Source organism: Shewanella carassii, from assembly GCF_002777975.1.
Classification (GTDB): domain Bacteria; phylum Pseudomonadota; class Gammaproteobacteria; order Enterobacterales; family Shewanellaceae; genus Shewanella; species Shewanella carassii.
On the sequence record NZ_NGVS01000028.1, the window covers coordinates 91642 to 113890 of the forward strand.

A 22249-nucleotide genomic window follows, 5' to 3' on the forward strand; every position below is an offset into this window, starting at 1 on the left:
TGTTACTTGAGTAACATTGGTAGACATTTTGTCATTGGAAGATAAAAGATGAATAACCGAATTTTCGGCCTATTGGCCATACTCTTTGTGGGAGCTCTTTCAGGCTGCTCCACGACCCAGTCGCCTACCGGGCGTTCACAGATGTTGCTGTTTTCGCCCGAGCAGATAAATCTGATGGGCACCGCCTCTTTTGAGCAGATAAAAGCAAAGGAGAAGCAGAGCCAGGACAAGGCCGCCAGTGCCTATGTTGCCTGCGTGGCGCAGCGTATTACCTCTTTATTGCCGCAACAACATTGGCAATGGGTACTGTTTGACTCGGATCAGGTCAACGCCTTTGCCTTGCCTGGTGGTCATATCGGTGTCTATACCGGGCTTCTTAAAGTGGCCAACAATGAAGATCAACTGGCAACGGTAATCGGCCATGAGATAGCGCATGTGTTGGCGCAGCACGGTAATGAACAGGCCTCACGGGCCCAACTCAGCAATACCGGCATGCAGTTGGCCGGAGCAGCGTTGGGGATGGGGCAGGTAGCTAATGCCGATCTCTACATGGCGGCCTTGGGGCTTGGGGTGCAGGTGGGCTATATCTTACCCTATGGCCGGGCTCAGGAATCCGAGGCCGATGTGATGGGGTTGGAGCTGATGGCCAGGGCCGGCTTCGATCCCAGAGCCGGGGTGACCTTATGGCAAAACATGGCCAAGGCGGGGGGCGGTCAGGGGCCGGAGCTCTTATCGACTCATCCATCCAATGAGAACCGCATTGCCCAGTTGCGTGATTTACAAGCGCAGATGATGCCGCTCTATCAGGCGAGCAAGGGTAAGTTTCGCTCTTGCCAAAGATGAGGTTAACAAAGTCGGCTTGCTTGGCCCTCAGCCCATTTCGACTTGATACTCGGCGAATGAACAAAGCGTAAGGATACGAATAAGCGCAACACTTGAACCCGGATAAGTGTTACACTGTGCCGCGAAAAATTCACAGATAAACTGAGAGTAAACTGATTATGTCTGATAAGTTCACCAGTGTTGAACAACAAGCCAGCTACGGCGTAGGCCGCCAGTTGGGTGAGCAACTGGCCGCAAACTCTTTCGAAGGTCTGGATATTCCAGCCGTTCAAGCCGGTCTGGCCGATGCATTTGACGGCAAAGAGAGTGTTGTTTCCATGGAAGATATGCAGGTTGCTTTCTCTGAAATCAGCCGTCGCCTGCAAAAAGCGCAGGAAGAGGCTGCCGAAGCCGCTTCTGCCGAAGGCAATGCTTTCCTGGCTGAAAACGCCAAGCGTGAAGGCGTGGTGACTACCGAATCAGGTCTGCAGTACGAAATCATCAACGAAGGCTCAGGCGAGAAGCCAAGCTATGATTCCAACGTTCGCACTCACTATCACGGTACCTTTATCGACGGTAAAGTATTCGACAGTTCAGTAACCCGTGGTCAGCCTGCCGAATTCCCGGTTTCCGGCGTGATTGCCGGTTGGACCGAAGCGCTGCAACTGATGCCGGTTGGCGCCAAGTACAAGCTGTATGTACCGCATCACCTGGCCTACGGCGAACGTGGTGCCGGGGCGGCTATCCCGCCTTATTCCACTCTGGTCTTTGAAGTGGAACTGCTGGACATCCTGTAATACCAAAATCGCTTGAGTCTGACTCAGGCGATTTTTTTAGCCTGTATGTGGAGAAAGTTATGAGTGGACATGTCAGAGTTGCGGTTGCCGGAAGCAGTGGCCGTATGGGACGCACCTTGATAGAGGCGGCCGCGCATTCCAGCCGGATCATTCTGGGCGCGGCCATCGAGCGCGCTGGCTCGACTCTGGTGGGAGTCGATGCCGGCGAGTTGGCCGGGGTCGGTTGCCTCCATGTCCGGGTCAGCGATAACCTGGATCCGGTCGCCGATGACTTCGATGTGTTGGTGGATTTCACCAGCCCGGAAGGTACCCTTAGCAATCTGGATTGGTGCGCCCGCCATCATAAGGCGATAGTGATAGGAACCACAGGTTTCAATTCGGCGCAAAAGGCGCAGATTGAGGCCTTTGCCGAGCAGATCCCTGTGGTATTGGCACCCAATATGTCGGTTGGGGTTAACCTGATGTGGAAGCTGCTGGAGTTGGCGGCGGAAGTCATGGGTGACTATACCGACATAGAGATCATCGAAGGTCATCACAGACACAAGAAGGATGCGCCTTCAGGTACCGCCTTGAAGATGGGGGAAGTGATTGCCAACACGCTGGGGCGGGATCTGGAAAAAGTCGCCGTTTATGGCCGCGAGGGGATCACCGGCGAGCGAGAGCGTGACACCATAGGTTTTGCCACTATCAGGGCGGGCGACTTGGTGGGCGAGCATACCGCCATGTTTGCCGATATGGGCGAACGCTTGGAGATCACTCACAAGGCTTCCAGCCGAATGACCTTTGCCAACGGCGCCATGCGTGCGGCACTTTGGTTGCAGGAACAGGATGCCGGGCTCTACGACATGCAACAGGTATTGGGGTTGAAACCCCTATGACATTATTTAAAAAACCGCCGATTGGCGGTTTTTTTTTGAATTTCTCCGCCAAGCTGTAGACGGAGTGGCATTTATCGTGTAGGATGCGCGGAATTTGTCAAAATTTCGTATTTTAGCGGAAATTGGTACTTTAAACAAAGATAAAAACATTACATTTCAGTGGCTTGGCTCTTTTCTCGGAGGTCGCGTTGACAAAGTCTGCCTTACTCGTACTTGAAGATGGAAGCGTATTTTCCGGCACAGCAATCGGTGCCGATGGGATCGCAGTCGGAGAAGTCGTTTTTAACACTTCGATGACCGGATATCAAGAAATCCTCACCGATCCATCTTATTCTCGCCAGATAGTAACTCTAACCTACCCACATATCGGTAATACCGGTACCAACAATGAAGACACAGAATCCGATGCAGTTCATGCCTGTGGTCTTATTATTCGTGATCTTCCCCTCCTCGCCAGTAACTTCCGTAACCAACAATCCCTCAGTGATTACCTCAAAGCCAACAAGGTAGTCGGTATCGCCGATATCGACACCCGTAAGCTGACTCGTATTCTGCGGGAGAAAGGCGCTCAGGCCGGTTGCATTCTGGTGGGTGAGCAGGACGTAGACAAGGCGCTGGCCGCCGCCAAGGCATTCCCTGGGCTGAAAGGCATGGACTTGGCCAAGGAAGTGACGACCGACAAGTCTTACACCTGGCGCAAGGGAACCTGGCGTTTGGAGAGCGGCCTGCCGGTCGATACTCCCGAGTCAGAACTCAAGTACAAGGTAGTGGCTTATGACTACGGCGTGAAGCAGAACATACTGCGAATGCTGGTAGACAGAGGCTGTGATGTGACTGTGGTTCCCGCACAAACGCCTGCCAGTGAAGTGCTGGCGATGGCACCGGATGGGGTATTCCTCTCCAACGGCCCCGGTGACCCGGAGCCATGTGACTACGCCATCAAGGCGATTCAGCAAATTCTCGAAACCGATATCCCGGTATTCGGCATCTGCCTTGGCCACCAACTGCTGGCGCTGGCCAACGGTGCCAAGACGCTGAAGATGAAGTTTGGTCACCACGGCGCTAACCACCCTGTGAGCGATATTGACAAAGGCACTGTGATGATCACCAGCCAGAACCATGGTTTTGCTGCCGATGAAGCCACATTGCCTGCCAACATCAAGGTGACTCACAAGTCGCTGTTTGATGGCTCACTGCAAGGGATCCACCTGACAGACAAGCCGGCCTTCAGCTTCCAGGGCCACCCTGAAGCGAGTCCGGGGCCGCACGATTGTGCGCCTCTGTTCGATCACTTTATCGAACTGATTGAGCAATACCGTCACCAAGTCAAGCTGTAATCGCCGGGAGAAGATAGAAGAAAATGCCAAAACGTACTGATATTCAAAGTATTCTTATCCTGGGTGCCGGCCCAATCGTTATCGGTCAGGCCTGTGAGTTTGACTATTCGGGAGCCCAGGCCTGTAAGGCGCTGAGAGAAGAGGGTTACCGGGTTATTCTGGTGAACTCCAACCCTGCAACCATTATGACAGACCCGGAAATGGCCGATGCCACATACATCGAGCCTATCCACTGGGAAGTGGTGCGCAACATTATCGCCAAAGAACGCCCCGATGCGATTCTGCCAACCATGGGCGGTCAGACGGCGCTGAACTGCGCCCTGGAACTGGAAGCCAAAGGCGTATTGAAAGAGTTTGACGTCGAGATGATCGGTGCCACTGCCGATGCCATTGATAAGGCCGAAGACCGTGCCCGTTTCGACAAGGCGATGAAGAGTATCGGTCTCGAGTGTCCTCGTGCCGGTATTGCCCACAGCATGGAAGAAGCGCACAAGGTACTGAATGAAGTGGGCTTCCCCTGCATCATTCGCCCCTCTTTCACTATGGGCGGCAGCGGTGGCGGTATCGCTTACAACGTCGAAGAGTTTGAAGAGATCTGTACCCGAGGTCTGGACTTGTCGCCGACCAATGAACTGCTGATTGACGAGTCGCTGATTGGCTGGAAAGAGTACGAGATGGAAGTGGTGCGCGATCGTAACGATAACTGCATCATAGTCTGCGCCATCGAAAACTTTGACCCCATGGGTGTACACACAGGTGACTCCATCACAGTTGCACCGGCTCAGACCCTGACCGACAAAGAATATCAACTGATGCGTAACGCCTCCATGGCGGTGCTGCGGGAAATCGGTGTTGAAACCGGTGGTTCCAACGTGCAGTTTGGTATCAACCCCAAAGATGGTCGCATGGTGATCATCGAGATGAACCCACGGGTATCGCGCTCATCTGCGCTGGCCTCCAAGGCGACCGGTTTCCCGATTGCCAAGGTTGCGGCCAAGCTGGCGGTGGGCTTTACCCTGGATGAGCTGATGAACGACATTACCGGCGGTTTGACTCCGGCTTCGTTCGAGCCTTCTATCGACTATGTGGTTACCAAAATTCCTCGCTTCAACTTCGAGAAGTTTGCCGGCTCCAACGACCGCCTGACCACTCAGATGAAGTCTGTCGGTGAAGTGATGGCCATCGGCCGTACCTTCCAGGAGTCGATGCAAAAAGCTCTGCGCGGCCTGGAAACCGGGATGACAGGTTTTGACCCTATCGTGGATATCAACGAGCCGGAAGCCCTGGCCAAGATACGTTACGAGTTGCAGGATGTGGGCCCTGAGCGTCCTTGGTATATCGCCGATGCTTTCCGCGCCGGTATGTCTATGGAAGGTATCCGTCGCATCACCAACATAGACCCTTGGTTCCTGGTGCAGATTGAAGATCTGGTGCTGCAGGAAGAGAAGGTCAAGGAAAGCGGCTGGAGCGGTCTTACCCAGGAGTTCCTGCGCAAGTTGAAGCGTAAAGGTTTCTCCGATGCGCGCCTGGCGTCACTGCTGGGGGTTTCTGAAAGTGAAGTGCGCAAACTGCGTCACAAGTATGAACTCTTCCCTGTCTACAAGCGGGTAGATACCTGCGCCGCCGAGTTCGCCACGGATACCGCCTACATGTACTCCACCTACGAGGAAGAGTGTGAGGCCAATCCGTCCGATAAAGACAAGATCATGGTGATAGGTGGCGGCCCTAACCGTATCGGTCAGGGTATCGAGTTCGACTACTGTTGTGTGCATGCGGCGCTGGCGATGCGTGAAGACGGTTATGAAACCATTATGGTTAACTGTAACCCTGAAACCGTTTCCACCGACTATGACACCTCTGACAGACTCTACTTTGAACCTGTTACCCTGGAAGACGTACTGGAAATCGTGCGGGTTGAGCAGCCCAAAGGGGTTATCGTGCAGTATGGTGGCCAAACGCCACTGAAACTGGCCCGCGCCCTGGAAGCCGCAGGTGTGCCCATCATAGGAACCAGCCCGGATGCCATCGACCGCGCCGAAGACCGTGAGCGCTTCCAACAAGCGGTTGAACGTTTGGGGCTGAAACAGCCTGAAAACAGCACAGTGACCAATCTGGAGCAGGCGGTACTGGATGCCGAGCGTATAGGTTACCCTCTGGTGGTTCGTCCCTCCTATGTATTGGGTGGCCGGGCGATGGAAATCGTCTACGATGAGCAGGATCTGCGCCGTTACTTCAACGAAGCCGTGAGCGTATCCAACGAGTCGCCGGTACTGCTGGACCGCTTCCTGGATGACGCCACCGAAGTAGACGTGGACGCCATCTGCGATGGTAAAGATGTGGTTATCGGCGGCATCATGGAGCATATCGAACAGGCCGGTGTTCACTCAGGTGACTCAGGTTGTTCACTGCCTCCTTACACTCTCTCCAAGGCGATTCAGGATGAGATGCGCGAGCAGGTACGCAAGCTGGCGCTGGAACTGGGCGTTGTTGGTCTGATGAACGTGCAGTTTGCGGTCAAGAGCGACGTGATTTACCTGATTGAGGTGAACCCGCGTGCCGCCCGCACAGTGCCTTTCGTATCCAAGGCCACAGGCGTGCCTCTGGCCAAGATTGCCGCCCGGGTAATGGCCGGTACTTCACTGGCCGAACAGCAACATACTCAGGAAGTGATCCCGCCTTACTACTCAGTGAAGGAAGTGGTTCTGCCGTTCAACAAGTTCCCGGGTGTTGACCCGCTGCTCGGCCCTGAAATGCGCTCTACCGGTGAGGTGATGGGGGTGGGTGATACCTTCGCCGAAGCCTACGCCAAGGCGCAACTGGGCTCAGTGAAGGATGTACCCAAGTCAGGCCGCGCCCTGTTGTCTGTTCGTCACAGCGACAAGAAGCGGGTTTCGGATCTGGCGGCCAAGCTGATTGAACTCGGCTATGAGCTGGATGCCACCCACGGTACGGCTGTGGTGCTGGGTGAAGCGGGTATCAATCCTCGCTTGGTGAACAAGGTGCATGAAGGTCGTCCACACATTCTTGACCGGATCAAGAACGGTGAATACACCTACATAGTGAATACCACGGAGGGTCGTCAGGCCATCGAGGATTCCAGACAGCTGCGCCGCGGCGCGCTGCAGCACAAGGTGAATTACACCACCACCATGAATGCGGCTTTTGCAACCTGTATGGCCCATGATGCCGACGACAGAAGCAATGTTGCCTCGGTGCAGGAACTGCACGCCAGAGTCAACAAGTAAACGCTGTCAGTCAGTAACTGAAACTGACCAGGCCACCCATTAGGGTGGCCTGTTTTTTTATAGGTCGGATGATTTCTTGGGAAGGTGCGGACAGGCCCCGGCATACATTCAGTCAGATGCCTTGAACGCCAATTGCTGTGCAAGCCACTCTCTACAAAAAAGAACGCCGCGAAGACTTATTCGCACCTTCCCTTGGCTTTGGGATCTTGGCGGCTCTTGCTAAACTCGCCATTATCAAGGCGTTTCATTTAAGATGCTGCAATCAAGATGTTTCAGGGAAAGGAAGTGATGATACTCGAGTCTGTCTCAAAGGAGCCCAAGGGCCGGGAAAGCGCTGTGGGGCGAGTCAAAGGGTTGTTCAACCGGCGGCGTAACACGCAGGCTCTGGCCTTAAGCCTTGGCTTGGCTTTGAGCCTCGGCAGCAACGGCGTGCGGGCCGATATCAACACCGTGCCTTTGGTGGCACCCTTGTATCACGGCGGCGAACTGCTGCAAAAGCAGCTGTTTAAAGGGTTGGAGCTCAGTGTCACCACAGGGCGCGATCTGGCGATATTTTCTGTTGCCGGTATGAGCCTGGATGCCTACATTTTAACGCTGCCGCTCGATGCGCCGACCAAGGCCAGGGTCATAGCCCGGCTGTCGGATCCTTTCTACAGCATCCCCCTTGGGCATTTTCTCTACCTTTTTTACGACAGATACAGCCGCGCCGAGAACCGGGATCAGTTCCGGGATTATCTGCTGAGCCAATACAGCAAGGAGCAAATCGCCCCCTGGCAGCATTCGCTGTTCAGCCTGGAAGAGCAGGTTAAAGACAACACCGAACCGACCGCTGAAGCCAATGACAGACGCGAGGGCATGACGCTCAATCGCCAGTTGGTTACCATGTTGGTGACTATCTATGATCGCCTGTTCAACAATGATGACTGGGCCCTTGGCAAGATACTGCCGGAGCATTACCGCTATCTTGGCAACACCCCTGAAGATTTGGCGCTGATTGCCGACATTCAGCCGCTGATCATCAATGAGATTGGCAAGTATGTCGGCAGTCTGCCTGAGGGGGATATGCGCAGCGCCCTCGAGCTGATTATTGAAGATGGCAAGGCGGAAAATGCCGCCAAGGTAAACAACAAGGCGCAGGCGATAACCGTTACTCTTATCGACTTTGTCCGTCTCAATGTGCTCAAGGCCTATCGCCAATATGCATTACCGGCGCAGCGGGCAAAAGCCTTTTCGGCCTGGATGCAGGCCAGTCTCAAGGAAGATCCCAAGGGGCTGAGTGATTTTCTGGCAAGTTGGAGTCAACGCCCAAGAGCGGTGCAGATAACGGTAGATGGCTTGAGCCAGGGACTGATGCAGGCGTTGGTTGCACCCAATTCCGGCCCTTATCTCAAAGAAGTACTTGCCAGGGACGCGGCTTTGTCGCAACTCACGCCCGCGTCAGCCAAGGGGCGGCCGCAGCACACTCCCAAACAGGACTTTTTGCGTCAGCTGGTGAAAAATGGCGCCACCGACCAGTACTATCTGCCGTTTTTCAAGTCACTCTATCGCCGGAGTGAGAATGGCATAGCCACAGGAGGCATCTCTTCCACGCCGACCATCAGTGTGCGCAATCTGCCGATTATCAAGACAGGCGCCGCAGTGTCCGGTAAGGGCGGCACAGGGATCCCCAATTTTCACTTTGTCGATCGCACCCGTGACCGGGCCTATTACTTTTTCGGCAACGACGCCCTGCAGCTCGAAAATCTGGTGGAGAGCCGCGGCATGCGTACCATGTTCGACCGGCTGAATTATCTCAAGACCTTAAACTGCAACGCCCAATATGACTGGAACGCCCAGACCAGTTTCGATGCCCTGGTCAATCTGGGGCTGGGGGAAGCGATCCGTGATTTTGGTGAGCAGCGCTGTCTCAATGAGTTGTCGCTGCGCGCCGAAGCCGAGAGGGACTTGCAACATAGCGTGGCGGCGGTTCGCAAGCAACTCGAGGCCTACGACAAGATGGGGGCCTGGCGGCTGTTTTCCCGCATGAGCTTGCGGGGTAAGCTCAATGAACAGCTCAATGAGCTGGCCTTGCTGAGTGAGCAGGCAATGCCGGACTATCTGCTTATTTATAACCCCTGGCCGGATCACTTCGCTCATTTCAAGGGGCCGTTCAGCGACGAAATCATAGCGCCGACCGGTGAGCTTAACCGCCTCGATTACTGGCTCGGCCGTCTGGACAAGGTGTATCGGGACGCGGGTATCTATCCGCAGACGCTGTGGGGCATGGCCGGCGATCATGGTTTGGCACCTGTGTATCACACCCTTAACCCTGAACTGGTGCTGCAAGATGCGCTCAAGCAGCGCGGGGTCGAGCTCAAGATAAGCAAAATCTCCTCTGATGAAGGAGAAGGTCCCAAGATAACCAACAACCTCAATCCGCCTTCACTGCATGGGGTAGATTTGGTGATAGCCTCCACTGCCGGTGGCAACTATATGCTGGACTTCTTTAACTCGGACCGAGGTTGGCAGCTGCAACCTCTGTATCAAGAGTTGACCCGTTTTAAGGTTAAAGAAGGCAAGGCGCTGGATATGGTCAGCCTGCTTGCCGATGAGTTGCAGGAATCGCTGGATTATCTGGTGGTGCGCCAAAGCGATTGTACGCTTGATAGCTGCTCTGTGCGTTTGGTGGGATACAGAAACGGGCAGCGCCGCGATGAAATGATCAGTCGTGAATCGGGCGTTATCCGTTATCAAGCGCTGGATGCTAAGGGCGCGCCTGAGCTGCTGGCACTGGCTCAGAGTAACCCTTATCTGTTGCCGCTGTCTGATGTTCAGTTATCGGCCAAACAACAACTGCTCGAATTGTGCCTGGGGAGTGCCAAGGGCTGCAGCGCCGATCAGTGGCGCAATCTGGCGGCCATGAGTCCCAGACCCGATGCCGTGGTGCAGCTGGCACATCTCTATGATGAAGATAGGGCCGGCACCATCAACCTCTTCCCCAAAGAGGGATTTGGCTATAACACCCTGGTGCCGGGGCGTCATGCGGGCGAGCATTATCTGGAAAAAGATGCCTTCATAGGTTTCTGGGGCGAGCCTAGCAAACCCGGCCAGAGATTGGGGCCGCTGGATAACGGCTCACTGGCACCGACTTTGTATCAGTACCTTACCGGTGAGCAGGTCGAGGTAGGAGACAATGGTTGGGGCTATCCCTCTGTGCTTTCGAGTCTTAACTGAGATGAATTTATTATCGTCGGTGCCACAGAAACAGAGATTTTTGTCGCCATCACTGGCAAGCCTGCCATGCCTTAGGTAAGCTTGTAGCCAAGATGAATTGAGTTTTGGCCGGTGTGTTCTCCGGTATTCCGCTATGCATCCCTGGCGCCGCAGACAAAATGGCGCCCATTCACCCGAAAAATGAGTCTCTGTTGGCCCTTGGCTGACGGAGGCTGCTTTTGTTTGACAGGAGACGAAAGAGATTATGAACAAGGTTCCCATGACCCTGGTTGGGGCAGAACAGTTGCGCAAAGAACTGGATATACTCAAGTTTGATCGCCGTCCCAAGATCACCGAGGCAATTGCCGCGGCGCGTGAACTGGGGGATTTGAAAGAAAACGCCGAATACCATGCCGCCCGTGAAGAGCAAGGCATTTGCGAAGCCCGTATCCGCGATATCGAAGGCAAACTGTCCAACGCCCAGATCATTGATGTGACCAAGATGCCCAACAATGGCCGGATCATCTTTGGTTCTACCGTGACCATACTGAACCTGGACACAGATGCCGAAGTGACTTACCGCATTGTCGGTGACGATGAGGCGAATATCAAAGAGAACCTGATCTCGGTGAACTCCCCCATTGCCCGTGGCCTTATCGGTAAAAATCTGGGGGATGAAGTCAATATTCAAACTCCCGGTGGCCTGGCAGAATATGAAGTTGTCGCCGTCGAATATATCTGATTGCGTTATCAAGCCGCCTCCGGGCGGCTTTTTTGTGCAAGATGGACAAAGTTTAATTTGCCCGTCAGGGCTTGAAAGACTAGCATCCGCCCAAATAACCATTATCAATGGACACCTTGTTGCTGAAAATCATGCGCCTCTTTACCCTGCTGATCGCCATAGGTCTGCTGGGAAATGTGTATTCCGGGATTGCCTCAGATGCAACTTGGAAGGCGTTTGAACAGGCTTTGCCCGAGCTCAGTCAGCAAGATGCTGACAAAGAGCCGTTGTCCATAGCTTCATCTACCTCAGTTGGTCAGGAGTCTCAAGTCCAAGAGGCCCGGTATCACAAGTTTGGCAAGCATGATGCTAGTGGCAGAGCTGAGGTGGATGGCAAGGTTTCCCTGTCTGACTTATCCAAGTTGCTGCGCTCCGAGCAGGGCGACCAACTCTATTCTGCCCCTGGTGCTCGTCTGCGCTGTCTCAGTATGGCCGCTCAGCAGGATGTGCCCGAGCCGCCCTATGAATTGGCGTTTGAAATCGCTATGCCACCGGCGCCAGTGCTCAGCATAGGTTTTGCCGAGCAGTTGCCTATCGAGCTGAATTGGACCTTAACGCACCCCGGGGCTGGTTTGCGCCTTGGGGGCTGGAAAGACGCCAACCTCCGCTATCGCTTCAGTCAGCAGGCCGCCTGACGCTCTCTACCGGGCTTTTCTGTCCGGATTTCACTTCATCTGTTGTCAGTCACTCCGTCATTGGATGGCTGCGACTGTGATATGTGGCTTAAGCCACGAGTCGAAAAGAGAGCATAAATATGATAACTGACTCATTATTAAAGAGTAATGGCCGTGGGCGCCAGCCTAAAAAATTGCTTAATCACTACAGCGCCTGGAAATATCTGGTGTTGGTAGTCACTCTGGTGGTGATGGCGCTGAGCGCCTTGCCAACCTGGTATGGTGAAGATGCCGCGGTGCAAATTTCTCCCAAGGCCGGACTGGACTTATCTCCGACCCAGATAGTTTCTGAACTGGCCAAGGCCGATATTCAAGTCAAGCGCCTGGACAGCAAAGATCAGCAAACCCTGGTTATTCTCAATGACGAAGGCCAACAGACGCTGGCCAAGTCATTGCTGGCCGATCATGCCCAAGATCCGGCTGAGCTCACTTTGGCCTTGAGACCGGCGGCGCCCGAGTGGCTGCTCGGCATGGGATTTGAACCCATTAAACTGGGACTGGATCTTCGTGGTGGGGTGCAGTTTCTGTTGGATGTGGATATTGCTCCTGTGTATCAGACTCAAGGCAGTTCATTGGCCGATGCCCTGCGCGTCTTTGCCAGAGAAACGGGGATCCGTGGCTTGAGTGTGCGTCAGGGCGCTGAAGAGCAACTGACAGTGGTTATGCCAGAGGCGGCTCGCGCCGAGGTGCGGCAATTTATGGCCAAGCAATACCCACTCTGGCAGGTGAGCAGCGATAACAGTCAACTCAAGCTGGTACTGACGGAGGCCGAGAAAATCAACCTGCGTAATCTGACGGTGCAGCAAAATCTGCAGATCATGCGTACCCGAATTGAGGAACTGGGGATCACCGAAGCCTTGGTGCAGCGTCAGGGCGAGAGCCGCATCCGTATCGAGCTGCCCGGTGTTCAAGACCCGGCGGCCGCCAAGAGCGTGATAGGGGCGACCGCGACTCTGGCCTTCTATGAGGTTAAGGATAGTGCCACCGGCGCCATCTTGATTAAAGACAAGTCCGGCAATCCTGTGCCCGTGGCACGTAAACCTGTGCTGACCGGCGAGCATATTGTCGATGCCCGTGCCGGAATCGGAGAAATGGGCATTGCAGAGGTGAATATTACCCTGGACAGTGAAGGCGGCCGCCGTATGACCGACTTTTCGCGAGGCCATATCGGTAAACCTATGGCCACGGCATACAGTGAGTACAGTCGCGATGCCGATGGTAAGGCGGTACAAAGCAATGAAATTATCAGTGTCGCCACCATCCAGTCTGTGCTGCCGGAGCGCTTTCGAATAACCGGCGCCGGTAGTTATCAGGATGCGCAGCAATTGGCTCTTTTGCTGCGGGCCGGTTCTATGACTGCACCTGTCACCATAGTTGAAGAGCGCACCATAGGCCCGACGCTGGGGGCAGAGAATATTCACAACGGCTTTGCCGCCCTGGCGCTCGGTCTGGGGATCACCCTGGTGTTTATGGCGCTTTGGTATCGCAGGCTGGGCTGGGTCGCCAACCTGGCACTGCTGGCTAACATGGTGTTGCTGTTTGGCTTGCTGGCCTTGATCCCCGGCGCGGTACTGACTCTCCCCGGGATTGCCGGTTTGGTGCTGACAGTGGGGATGGCGGTGGATACCAATGTGCTGATTTTCGAGCGGATCCGCGACAAGCTTCGTGAAGGGCGAGCATTGGCGCACGCCATTGACAAGGGCTTTGACAGCGCCTTCTCCACCATTTTCGATGCCAACTTCACCACTATGATCACCGCCGTAGTGCTCTACGCCATAGGTAATGGTCCTATTCAGGGGTTTGCGCTGACGCTGGGGCTGGGGTTATTGACCAGTATGTTCACCGGAATTTTTGCCTCAAGGGCGATTATCAATCTGGTTTATGGCAAGAACTTCAGCCGCGATGTAAGGGTTTAATATTATGATTAATATGAAAAATGCAACCAAGTGGCGTTATTTCAGCAGCGCGATTTCTGTGATTTTGATGATAGTGTCCATCAGTGTGATTGCCGTCAAGGGGCTCAACTGGGGGCTGGATTTTACCGGTGGTGTGGTCAGTGAAATCCGTATCGACAGCTCAATCAGCGCCAAGACGTTGCAACCTTTGTTGCAGCAGGCCTATGGTCAGGAAGTCAGCCTGATTGCTGCCGGTGAGCCGGGACGCTGGGTGCTGCGTTATGCCGCGCCAAGTGCCGGACAGAGTATGCCCGAACTGCCGGAAGTGTTGGCGGGTATGAACACTCAGGTGGAAGTGCTCAATACCAGCATAGTCGGGCCTCAGGTCGGCCAGGAGTTGGCCGAGCAGGGCGGTTTGGCTTTGCTGGTGGCTATGTTGTGTATTCTGGGCTATCTCTCTTACCGCTTTGAGTGGCGTCTGGCATCCGGCGCGGTATTTGCACTGGTGCATGATGTTATCTTTGTGCTGGCTTTTTTTGCCGCCACTCAGATGGAGTTCAACCTGACGGTGCTGGCGGCAGTGCTGGCCATTTTGGGATATTCACTCAACGATTCCATCATTATTGCCGACAGGATCCGCGAATTGCTGGCCGCCAAACCCAAGCTGGCGGTAAAAGACATCAATAACCAGGCGATTGCTGCCACGTTTGCCCGAACCATGGTGACATCCGGTACTACCTTGATGACCATTTCAGCGCTGTGGATCATGGGCGGAGGTCCCTTGGAAGGATTTTCCATCGCCATGTTTATCGGTGTGTTGACCGGTACCTTCTCCTCAATATCGGTTGGTACTTCATTGCCGGAATGGTTGGGACTGTCCAGTGAGCATTATCGGGTGACGCCTGTGACCCAGACTCCTTGATTGAAACCCGTCAATTAATACTGATTTAATCCACCGGCGCCACAATGTGCGCGCCGATGGGATACTGGCAACAAAAAAGCCACCTGTTAAGGTGGCTTTTTTGAGGGGAATGGGCTTATCTGGCCTTGGGCAGAGCGATTTTCATCTCTTCGGATTGGCGGAAAAGCACCAATACATGGCCTATCAGCTGCACCTTGGTTGCCTGGGTTTCACGGACAATGGCATCAACGATAGCGGCTTTCAGTTCTCTGTCTTCAGAGGCGACTTTAACTTTAATCAGCTCATGGTGAGAGAGCGCATTATCAATTTCAGCCAGTACCCCTTCAGTCAGGCCATTGGCACCAAGCAGCACTACCGGCTTGAGGCTGTGTGCCAGGCCCTTTAGATGCTGTTTCTGTTTGGTTGTTAAGTTCATTTCTACCAACTTTTGCTGAGTTACTGTTGAAAAGCCGCTATTCTACCCTCATATAGCCCTTGTGTAACTCTCATTTGTTGCGGATTTTGAATGTCAGGTAAGAAACGTACGGCCAGTTCCACCCGTTGGATGCAGGAACACTTTGATGATCACTATGTCAAATTGGCACAAAAACGGGGGCTGCGTTCGCGGGCCGCGTTCAAGTTGGAGGAGCTGCAACAAAAAGATCAGCTGATTAAACCCGGGATGACAGTGGTTGACCTGGGAGCCGCTCCTGGAGGTTGGTCTCAGGTAGCAGCCAAGTTGGTCGGTGATAAAGGTAAAGTGGTTGCTTGTGATATTTTACCGATGGACCCAATCGTTGGCGTCGATTTCCTTCAGGGAGACTTCCGTGAGGAAAAAGTCCTCGAGGCCTTGCTGACCCGGGTTGGGGAAGATAAGGTTGACTTGGTGCTCTCGGATATGGCGCCCAATATGAGTGGTTCAGATGGTGTGGATCAGCCCAGAGCCATGTATTTAGTGGAGTTGGCGCTGGATATGTGTCATCAGGTGTTGGCAGCCAATGGTAGTTTTGCTGTTAAAGTCTTTCAGGGGGAGGGCTTTGACGAGTATATGAAAGCAGTCAGACAAGCGTTCAAGACTGTAAAAACCCGTAAGCCGGATTCCTCCAGGCCACGTTCTCGCGAGGTCTATCTGGTAGCGACAGGGTACAAGTTGTAGTACCCTGATTGAAGTAAATCTCAAGACTTTGTGAGGTTCAGTAATTGAGTGACATGGCAAAAAATTTGATTCTCTGGGTGGTCATCGCCGTGGTGCTGATGTCCGTGTTCCAGGGTTACTCCCCCTCTTCTTCGTCAGCGCAGAAGATGGATTATTCGACTTTCCTGGACGATGTTCGTAGCGGCCAAGTCAGTAACGTTGAAGTGAAAAGCGATCAACGTACGATTGAAGGCGTCAAAAAGTCCGGTGAAAAGTTCACCACCATTATGCCCTTGTATGACCAGGATCTGATCAATGACCTGGATCGTAAAGGCATCCGCATGAAAGGGCAGGAAGCCGAAGAGTCAGGTTTCCTGACACAGATCTTTATCTCCTGGTTCCCTATGCTGCTGCTTATCGGGGTGTGGATCTTCTTTATGCGACAGATGCAGGGCGGTGGCGGTAAAGGCGCCATGTCCTTTGGCAAGAGTAAAGCCAAGCTGATGAGCGAAGATCAGATTAAGACCACCTTTGCCGATGTGGCCGGTTGTGATGAGGCCAAGGAAGAGGTGAAGGAGATGGTGGATTATCTGCGTGATCCGACTAAGTTCCAGAAACTCGGTGGCCGTATTCCTACCGGTGTCTTGATGGTTGGTCCTCCAGGTACAGGTAAAACCTTGCTCGCCAAGGCGATTGCCGGTGAAGCCAAGGTGCCTTTCTTTACCATCTCAGGTTCTGACTTTGTGGAAATGTTTGTCGGTGTCGGTGCCTCCCGGGTACGTGACATGTTCGAGCAGGCCAAAAAGTCGGCGCCATGTATCATCTTTATCGATGAAATCGACGCCGTTGGCCGTCAGCGTGGTGCCGGACTCGGTGGTGGTCACGACGAGCGTGAGCAAACATTGAACCAGATGCTGGTGGAAATGGACGGCTTTGAAGGTAATGAAGGTATTATCGTTATCGCCGCAACCAACCGTCCAGATGTGTTGGATGCTGCGCTGTTGCGTCCAGGCCGTTTCGACCGCCAGGTTGTTGTAGGGCTGCCGGATGTTCGCGGCCGTGAGCAAATTCTTAAAGTGCACATGCGTAAAGTGCCTTTGGGTGACGATGTTAAAGCTAGTGTGATTGCCCGTGGTACGCCTGGGTTCTCAGGTGCGGATCTTGCCAACCTGGTTAACGAGGCGGCACTGTTTGCTGCTCGCGGTAATCGCCGTGTGGTGACCATGGAAGAGTTTGAGAGTGCCAAAGACAAGATCATGATGGGCGCCGAGCGCCGCTCCATGGTGATGTCTGAGTCCGAGAAAGAGATGACGGCTTACCACGAAGCCGGCCACGCGATTGTGGGCTATCTGGTGCCTGAGCACGACCCTGTGCATAAGGTAACCATTATCCCTCGTGGCCGGGCCTTGGGTGTGACCTTCTTCCTGCCGGAAGCCGATGCCATCAGTGAGAGCCGCCAGAAGCTGGAGAGTAAGATCTCTGTGGCCTACGGTGGTCGACTGGCAGAAGAGATTATCTTTGGCACTGAAAAAGTCTCTACCGGTGCATCTCAGGACATTAAATATGCTACGGCCATTGCCCGTAACATGGTGACCCAGTGGGGCTTCTCTGAGAAACTAGGTCCGCTGCTATACGCAGAGGAAGAGGGTGAGGTATTCCTGGGCCGCTCCATGGCCAAGTCCAAGCATATGTCTGATGAGACTGCGGCCATCATAGACTCCGAAATCAAGGCTATCATTGACCGCAACTACCAGCGTGCCAAGCAACTGCTGGATGAGAATATGGACGTACTGCACGCGATGAAAGATGCGTTGATGAAGTATGAGACCATAGACTCGCGCCAGATAGAGGACTTGATGGAGCGCCGCGAAGTGCGTCCTCCGGTGGATTGGCATATGGATGACAACGGCTCTTCCAACGGCAATAATGGCAATAAAGGTGCCAAGCCTGAAGAGACTGAAGTTGAAGAGCATGAGCCGAGTGATACTGCTGCAGATTTGGGCAAACCCGGCGAGAGCCCGCTGAAATAAGCTCATTCTGAGGTCAAAGAAAACCCCGCAAGGGGTTTTCTTGTTTCTGCCTGAAGGCACAATAATAAATCCAAGAAAGATGTTCTCGCGCTTGACGCGTAAGGGAGTAAAGAGTGTTTGAATTGAAGTCCGGTGCTCAGCAACTACTACTCGATGAGCCTAAGGTGATGGGGATCCTCAATGTAACCCCGGATTCGTTTTCCGATGGCGGCCGTTTTTCTTCCTTTGAACTGGCTTGCCGCCACGCCGACCAGATGGTGGCCGATGGCGCCGTGTTTATTGATATCGGCGGCGAGTCCACTCGGCCCGGGGCTGCCGATGTCAGCGTCGATGAGGAGCTTTCCCGGGTTGTTCCCTTGGTGGAGTATATTGTCGCCAAGTATCCTCAGATCTGGATCTCTTTGGATACCAGCAAAGCCGAAGTGATGCGTGCCGGTATCAATGCCGGCGCTCATCTTATCAACGACGTGCGGGCCTTGCAGGAGCCCGGCGCCCTCCAAGCCGCGGCTGAGTTGCAGGTGCCTGTGTGCCTGATGCATATGCAGGGGCAACCCAGAACCATGCAGAATGCGCCCCACTATGAGGATCTGCTTGCCGAGGTGAATGACTTCTTTGCCAAGCGCATTGAGGCCTGCATTGATGCAGGGATCGCCAGAGAGGCAATATTGCTGGATCCAGGTTTTGGATTTGGCAAGACGCTGGAACACAATTATCATCTGCTGGCTCATTTGCAAGAGCTAGCAAAATTTGATCTGCCAATACTTATCGGATTGTCACGAAAGAGTATGATAGGAAATCTGCTTGAGCGCAGCGTAGACAATAGATTGGCAGGCAGCCTGGCAGGCGCTATGTTGGCAGCTCAGCGGGGCGCACATATTATTCGGGTACATGATGTCGCAGAGACTTACGATGTACTCAAGGTCATGGCTGCAACCAAACAGTTTGGATAAAGAAGCGCTGTGACTTCATCGGATTCAGGTCGGCGGGTCAGCCGACATTAGGTTTACAATATATAGAATAACCATCTGGGATGGTTCGTAAGAGGGGTGAGTGTGAGAAAGTTTTTTGGTACGGATGGGATCCGCGGCAAAGTCGGAGCGGGCAAGATGACTCCTGAGTTGGCTCTTAAGCTTGGCTGGGCTGCCGGTAGGGTCTTGTCCCGCAGTGGCACTCGTAAAGTGATCATAGGCAAGGATACCCGGATCTCAGGTTATCTGTTCGAGTCGGCGCTGGAAGCCGGCCTGTCTGCTGCCGGGCTCAATGTGATGTTGATGGGCCCAATGCCTACGCCTGCGGTAGCCTACCTGACCCGAACTTTCCGCGCCGAGGCCGGAGTGGTTATCAGTGCATCTCACAACCCCTACTATGATAACGGTATCAAGTTTTTCTCCACAGATGGCAGTAAGCTGGATGACGAGCTGGAACTTGAGATTGAAGCCGAGCTGGAAAAACCTCTGGTTTGTGTTGAGTCGCATCTGCTGGGGAAGGTTTCTCGCATTGATGATGCTGCCGGTCGTTATATCGAATACTGCAAAGGTAACTTCCCGGCGGATCAAACCCTCGCCGGGCTCAAGATAGTGGTGGACTGTGCTCACGGCGCTACCTATCACATTGCCCCCAATGTGTTCCGCGAACTGGGCGCCGAGGTGGTGACCATAGGGGATAAGCCCAATGGTATCAACATCAATGATCAAGTGGGGGCGACCTCCATGGCCAAGATCTGTGAAACCGTGGTCAGTGAAGGCGCCGATCTGGGTATCGCGCTCGATGGCGATGGCGACCGTATCATGATGGTCAATCGACAAGGTGATGTCATAGACGGCGATCAGATCCTCTATATCCTTGCCTGCGACGCCCAAAAGCGCGGCATTCTCAAAGGCGGGGTTGTTGGTACGCTGATGTCCAATCTGGGACTCGAGCTGGCGCTCAAACAGCTCAATATTCCCTTTGCCCGTTCCAAGGTTGGCGATCGCTATGTAATGGAACTGCTGAAAGAGAAAGATTGGCGCATTGGGGGAGAAAACTCAGGCCATATCCTCAACCTGGATCATGGCACTACGGGTGATGGCATAGTGGCAGGTATTCTGGTGCTGGCGGCCATGCGTCGTCATAACGCCTCGCTGGAAGAGTTGACTGAATCGATGCAGATGTTGCCTCAGGTCCTTATTAATGTTCGTTTTGAAGGCAACTCAGATCCGCTGGCATCACAATTGGTGCAAGACGCCCAGGCTCAGGTGGAGTCGCAACTGGGTGAGCGTGGACGGGTGTTGTTGCGTAAATCCGGTACTGAACCTTTGATCCGGGTGATGGTGGAAGGGGATGATGAAGCCCTGGTGCGCGCTCATGCCGAAACCATAGCCGCCGCAGTCAAACAAGCGGTTTAAATTGGCGTTTTTTAGCTTAATCAAAGTAAAATTAATGACTTAAGCTGAAATTGTGAGCGATTTACTGAGTGTGAGCGCAAAAAGTAGCCGAACACACGGTAAATCGCAAAAATTCCGTAAACAGGTATTGTAAGTTAATAAGTGGTTCGCTATTATTCACGCCGCTTTCAGAGGAGATGGTGATGGCACTCAGACGTCCAATGGTAGCAGGCAACTGGAAAATGAATGGCAGTGCGCAGTTAGCGCAAGAGTTGTTCAAGAAGTTTGCCAATAAGCTACATAATGATTCTGTTGAAGTGGTTTTATGCCCACCAGCGATTTATCTGGAAAGCGTAAGGCAACTGCTCGAAACTAACAAGGAAACCTTAAATGGTTCTCTGGTTAGAATGGGAGCTCAGAACCTGAGTCAGCACGATTTTGGTGCGTACACGGGTGAAACCTCAGGGCGGATGCTGAAAGATGCCGGTTGTCGTTATGTGATAATTGGTCACTCGGAACGCCGCCGTATGTACGGTGAAACGAGTAATATAGTGGCAGAGAAATTTGCCGCGGCTCAAAAGCACGGTCTAACTCCGATACTCTGTGTCGGTGAATCTGGCCCGGCTCGTGAAGCAAGACGTACTTTTGAGGTGCTTGCCGAAGAGTTGGATGTGGTAATCGAAAAGAACGGTACCATGGCTTTTGATAATGCGATCATCGCCTATGAGCCTCTTTGGGCTGTAGGGACAGGAAAGAGCGCAACACCAGAGCAGGCACAAGAAGTTCACGCGTTTATACGCAATCGCCTCTCTGAAGTGTCCCCTTATATTGGGGAAAATATCAGGATCTTGTACGGCGGCAGTGTCACACCGAGTAATGCTGCAGATTTATTCGCCCAACCTGATGTGGATGGTGGACTGATAGGCGGTGCTAGCTTAAACTCTACCGAATTCTTGAGTTTATGTACGATAGCAATGAGCGCTTAATATGAAAGAAGTACTGATGGTTATTTACTTGTTGGTGGCTTTGGGTCTGGTTGGACTCATCCTTATCCAGCAAGGCAAAGGGGCTGACATGGGCGCATCTTTTGGTGCCGGTGCTTCAGGAACCCTGTTCGGTTCAGCAGGTTCAGGTAACTTTCTGACTCGGACAACGGCGATTCTCGCTATCGCGTTTTTCACTCTTAGCCTGGTTATTGGCAACATGAGTGCGCATCACGTGAAGCAGGACACCAATATTATGGGTTCTGATGTAGAACAGACCCAACAGTCTGAGACCAAAATTCCAGACTAATACCGAATATGCCGAGGTGGTGAAATTGGTAGACGCGCAGCCTTGAGGTGGCTGTGACCTAACGGTCGTGCGGGTTCAAGTCCCGCTCTCGGCACCAATCTTTAACTGAGTGAATGGATATGAAATTTTTCTCAGTTATTGCAAGTGAAAGCTGAAATCAGTAAACTTGCAGCAGTTGACGCGGGGTGGAGCAGCTTGGTAGCTCGTCGGGCTCATAACCCGAAGGTCGTCGGTTCAAATCCGGCCCCCGCAACCAGCTCCCAGTGATGAATTAAGCTAATATATAATTCATCCTGTTTACAGGTTCTTGAACATAATGACCTCGTGATTACGGGGTTTTTTGTTATCTGGGACTTTTAAATTTGCTGCCTTTTACGGCAGCTCAATACTGGGGCTATTAATAGCCCTTTTTTGTTTTTCGGGGGTTACCTTGGCAACATTAGAATCCAGACTCACAGAAATGCTTACTCCGGCAGTGGAAGGCCTCGGCTACCAGCTATGGGGTATTGAATTTGTTAAGGCCGGCAAGCATTCAACCTTGCGGCTATTTATTGACAGTGAGAACGGCATTAATATTGAAGATTGTGCCAATGCCAGTCGTCAGGCGAGCGCCATTCTGGATGTCGAGGACCCAATCACTTCCGAATACACACTGGAAGTCTCCTCTCCCGGTCTCGACAGGCCGCTGTTCACCTCTGAACAATACGCTATGTACCTTGGAGAGGAAGCAAAGATTCAACTGACTATGCCGGTAGCGGGTAGTCGTAACTTAAAAGGTACCATCACTAAGGTGGAAGGGCAGATGCTCACCCTGACAGTGGATGGAAAAGACTTGATTATTGCCTTGGATAACATCCGTAAAGGCAACCTGATCGCTAAGTTTTGATGGTTTCAAGGTGAACGAGG

The 22249-nt window shown here is 53.2% G+C and carries 18 protein-coding genes and 2 tRNA genes; 19 read left to right on the plus strand and 1 reads right to left on the minus strand.

The annotated features are described in order from the left end of the window. The first annotated feature begins 48 nt into the window (after positions 1-48). From CBE72_RS13765 to secF, 10 genes are all read left to right on the plus strand, one after another. The gene (locus CBE72_RS13765) at positions 49-843 is read left to right on the plus strand and encodes a M48 family metallopeptidase (protein WP_100144218.1); all 795 of its coding nucleotides are present in this window, start codon (positions 49-51) and stop codon (positions 841-843) included. A gap of 158 nt (positions 844-1001) precedes the next feature. After that, positions 1002-1619, plus strand: coding sequence for a BamJ family beta-barrel-assembly machinery protein (locus CBE72_RS13770; protein ID WP_039033627.1), 618 nt, complete (start codon positions 1002-1004; stop codon positions 1617-1619). Positions 1620-1678: 59 nt separating this feature from the next. Beyond that, complete coding sequence (dapB, locus tag CBE72_RS13775) at positions 1679-2497, plus strand: 4-hydroxy-tetrahydrodipicolinate reductase (RefSeq protein ID WP_100144220.1); 819 nt, start codon at positions 1679-1681, stop codon at positions 2495-2497. A gap of 188 nt (positions 2498-2685) precedes the next feature. Next, positions 2686-3834 carry a glutamine-hydrolyzing carbamoyl-phosphate synthase small subunit gene (gene carA, locus CBE72_RS13780; protein WP_093982431.1) on the plus strand — a complete coding sequence of 383 codons (1149 nt, stop codon included), beginning with the start codon at positions 2686-2688 and terminating at the stop codon, positions 3832-3834. Positions 3835-3857: 23 nt separating this feature from the next. Continuing rightward, positions 3858-7079: a carbamoyl-phosphate synthase large subunit gene (carB, locus tag CBE72_RS13785; RefSeq protein WP_100144222.1), complete on the plus strand. Its 3222-nt coding sequence runs from the start codon at positions 3858-3860 to the stop codon at positions 7077-7079. Positions 7080-7346: 267 nt separating this feature from the next. Next, the gene (locus CBE72_RS13790) at positions 7347-10292 is read left to right on the plus strand and encodes an alkaline phosphatase family protein (RefSeq protein ID WP_229672018.1); all 2946 of its coding nucleotides are present in this window, start codon (positions 7347-7349) and stop codon (positions 10290-10292) included. 244 nt (positions 10293-10536) lie between these two features. Continuing rightward, positions 10537-11013: a transcription elongation factor GreA gene (greA, locus tag CBE72_RS13795; RefSeq protein ID WP_039033631.1), complete on the plus strand. Its 477-nt coding sequence runs from the start codon at positions 10537-10539 to the stop codon at positions 11011-11013. A 107-nt stretch (positions 11014-11120) separates the two neighbouring features. Further along, positions 11121-11687, plus strand: a complete 567-nt coding sequence (locus tag CBE72_RS13800; RefSeq protein ID WP_100144224.1) for a hypothetical protein — start codon at positions 11121-11123, stop codon at positions 11685-11687. 119 nt (positions 11688-11806) lie between these two features. Further along, positions 11807-13642 carry a protein translocase subunit SecD gene (gene secD, locus CBE72_RS13805; protein WP_100144226.1) on the plus strand — a complete coding sequence of 612 codons (1836 nt, stop codon included), beginning with the start codon at positions 11807-11809 and terminating at the stop codon, positions 13640-13642. A gap of 4 nt (positions 13643-13646) precedes the next feature. Then, positions 13647-14543: a protein translocase subunit SecF gene (gene secF / locus CBE72_RS13810; RefSeq protein ID WP_373289276.1), complete on the plus strand. Its 897-nt coding sequence runs from the start codon at positions 13647-13649 to the stop codon at positions 14541-14543. Between the two features lie 115 nt (positions 14544-14658). Here the strand turns inward: secF and yhbY are convergent, their stop codons facing one another. Continuing rightward, entirely contained in the window at positions 14659-14958 is a 300-nt protein-coding gene (yhbY, locus tag CBE72_RS13815; RefSeq protein ID WP_025009926.1) for a ribosome assembly RNA-binding protein YhbY, read from the minus strand. Positions 14959-15048: 90 nt separating this feature from the next. Between yhbY and rlmE the strand changes: the two genes are divergently transcribed. The 9 genes from rlmE to rimP all read left to right on the plus strand — a co-directional run bounded on the left by rlmE (position 15049) and on the right by rimP (position 22229). Beyond that, entirely contained in the window at positions 15049-15678 is a 630-nt protein-coding gene (gene rlmE, locus CBE72_RS13820) for a 23S rRNA (uridine(2552)-2'-O)-methyltransferase RlmE (RefSeq protein WP_100144228.1), read from the plus strand. A gap of 44 nt (positions 15679-15722) precedes the next feature. Next, a complete protein-coding gene (ftsH, locus tag CBE72_RS13825; RefSeq protein ID WP_100144230.1) occupies positions 15723-17687 on the plus strand; it encodes an ATP-dependent zinc metalloprotease FtsH in 1965 nt (654 codons plus the stop codon). A gap of 113 nt (positions 17688-17800) precedes the next feature. Beyond that, positions 17801-18637 (plus strand): dihydropteroate synthase, encoded by an 837-nt coding sequence (gene folP, locus CBE72_RS13830; RefSeq protein WP_100144232.1) that lies wholly within the window; start codon positions 17801-17803, stop codon positions 18635-18637. Positions 18638-18733: 96 nt separating this feature from the next. Next, a complete protein-coding gene (glmM, locus tag CBE72_RS13835) occupies positions 18734-20071 on the plus strand; it encodes a phosphoglucosamine mutase (protein ID WP_100144234.1) in 1338 nt (445 codons plus the stop codon). 182 nt (positions 20072-20253) lie between these two features. Continuing rightward, positions 20254-21036: a triose-phosphate isomerase gene (gene tpiA, locus CBE72_RS13840; protein ID WP_100144236.1), complete on the plus strand. Its 783-nt coding sequence runs from the start codon at positions 20254-20256 to the stop codon at positions 21034-21036. Position 21037: 1 nt separating this feature from the next. Beyond that, positions 21038-21343 (plus strand): preprotein translocase subunit SecG, encoded by a 306-nt coding sequence (gene secG, locus CBE72_RS13845; protein WP_100144238.1) that lies wholly within the window; start codon positions 21038-21040, stop codon positions 21341-21343. A 10-nt stretch (positions 21344-21353) separates the two neighbouring features. Next, positions 21354-21440 (plus strand) — tRNA-Leu (locus CBE72_RS13850). Positions 21441-21522: 82 nt separating this feature from the next. Continuing rightward, positions 21523-21599 (plus strand) — tRNA-Met (locus tag CBE72_RS13855). A 174-nt stretch (positions 21600-21773) separates the two neighbouring features. After that, positions 21774-22229: a ribosome maturation factor RimP gene (gene rimP / locus CBE72_RS13860; RefSeq protein ID WP_100144240.1), complete on the plus strand. Its 456-nt coding sequence runs from the start codon at positions 21774-21776 to the stop codon at positions 22227-22229. Positions 22230-22249 lie beyond the last annotated feature (20 nt).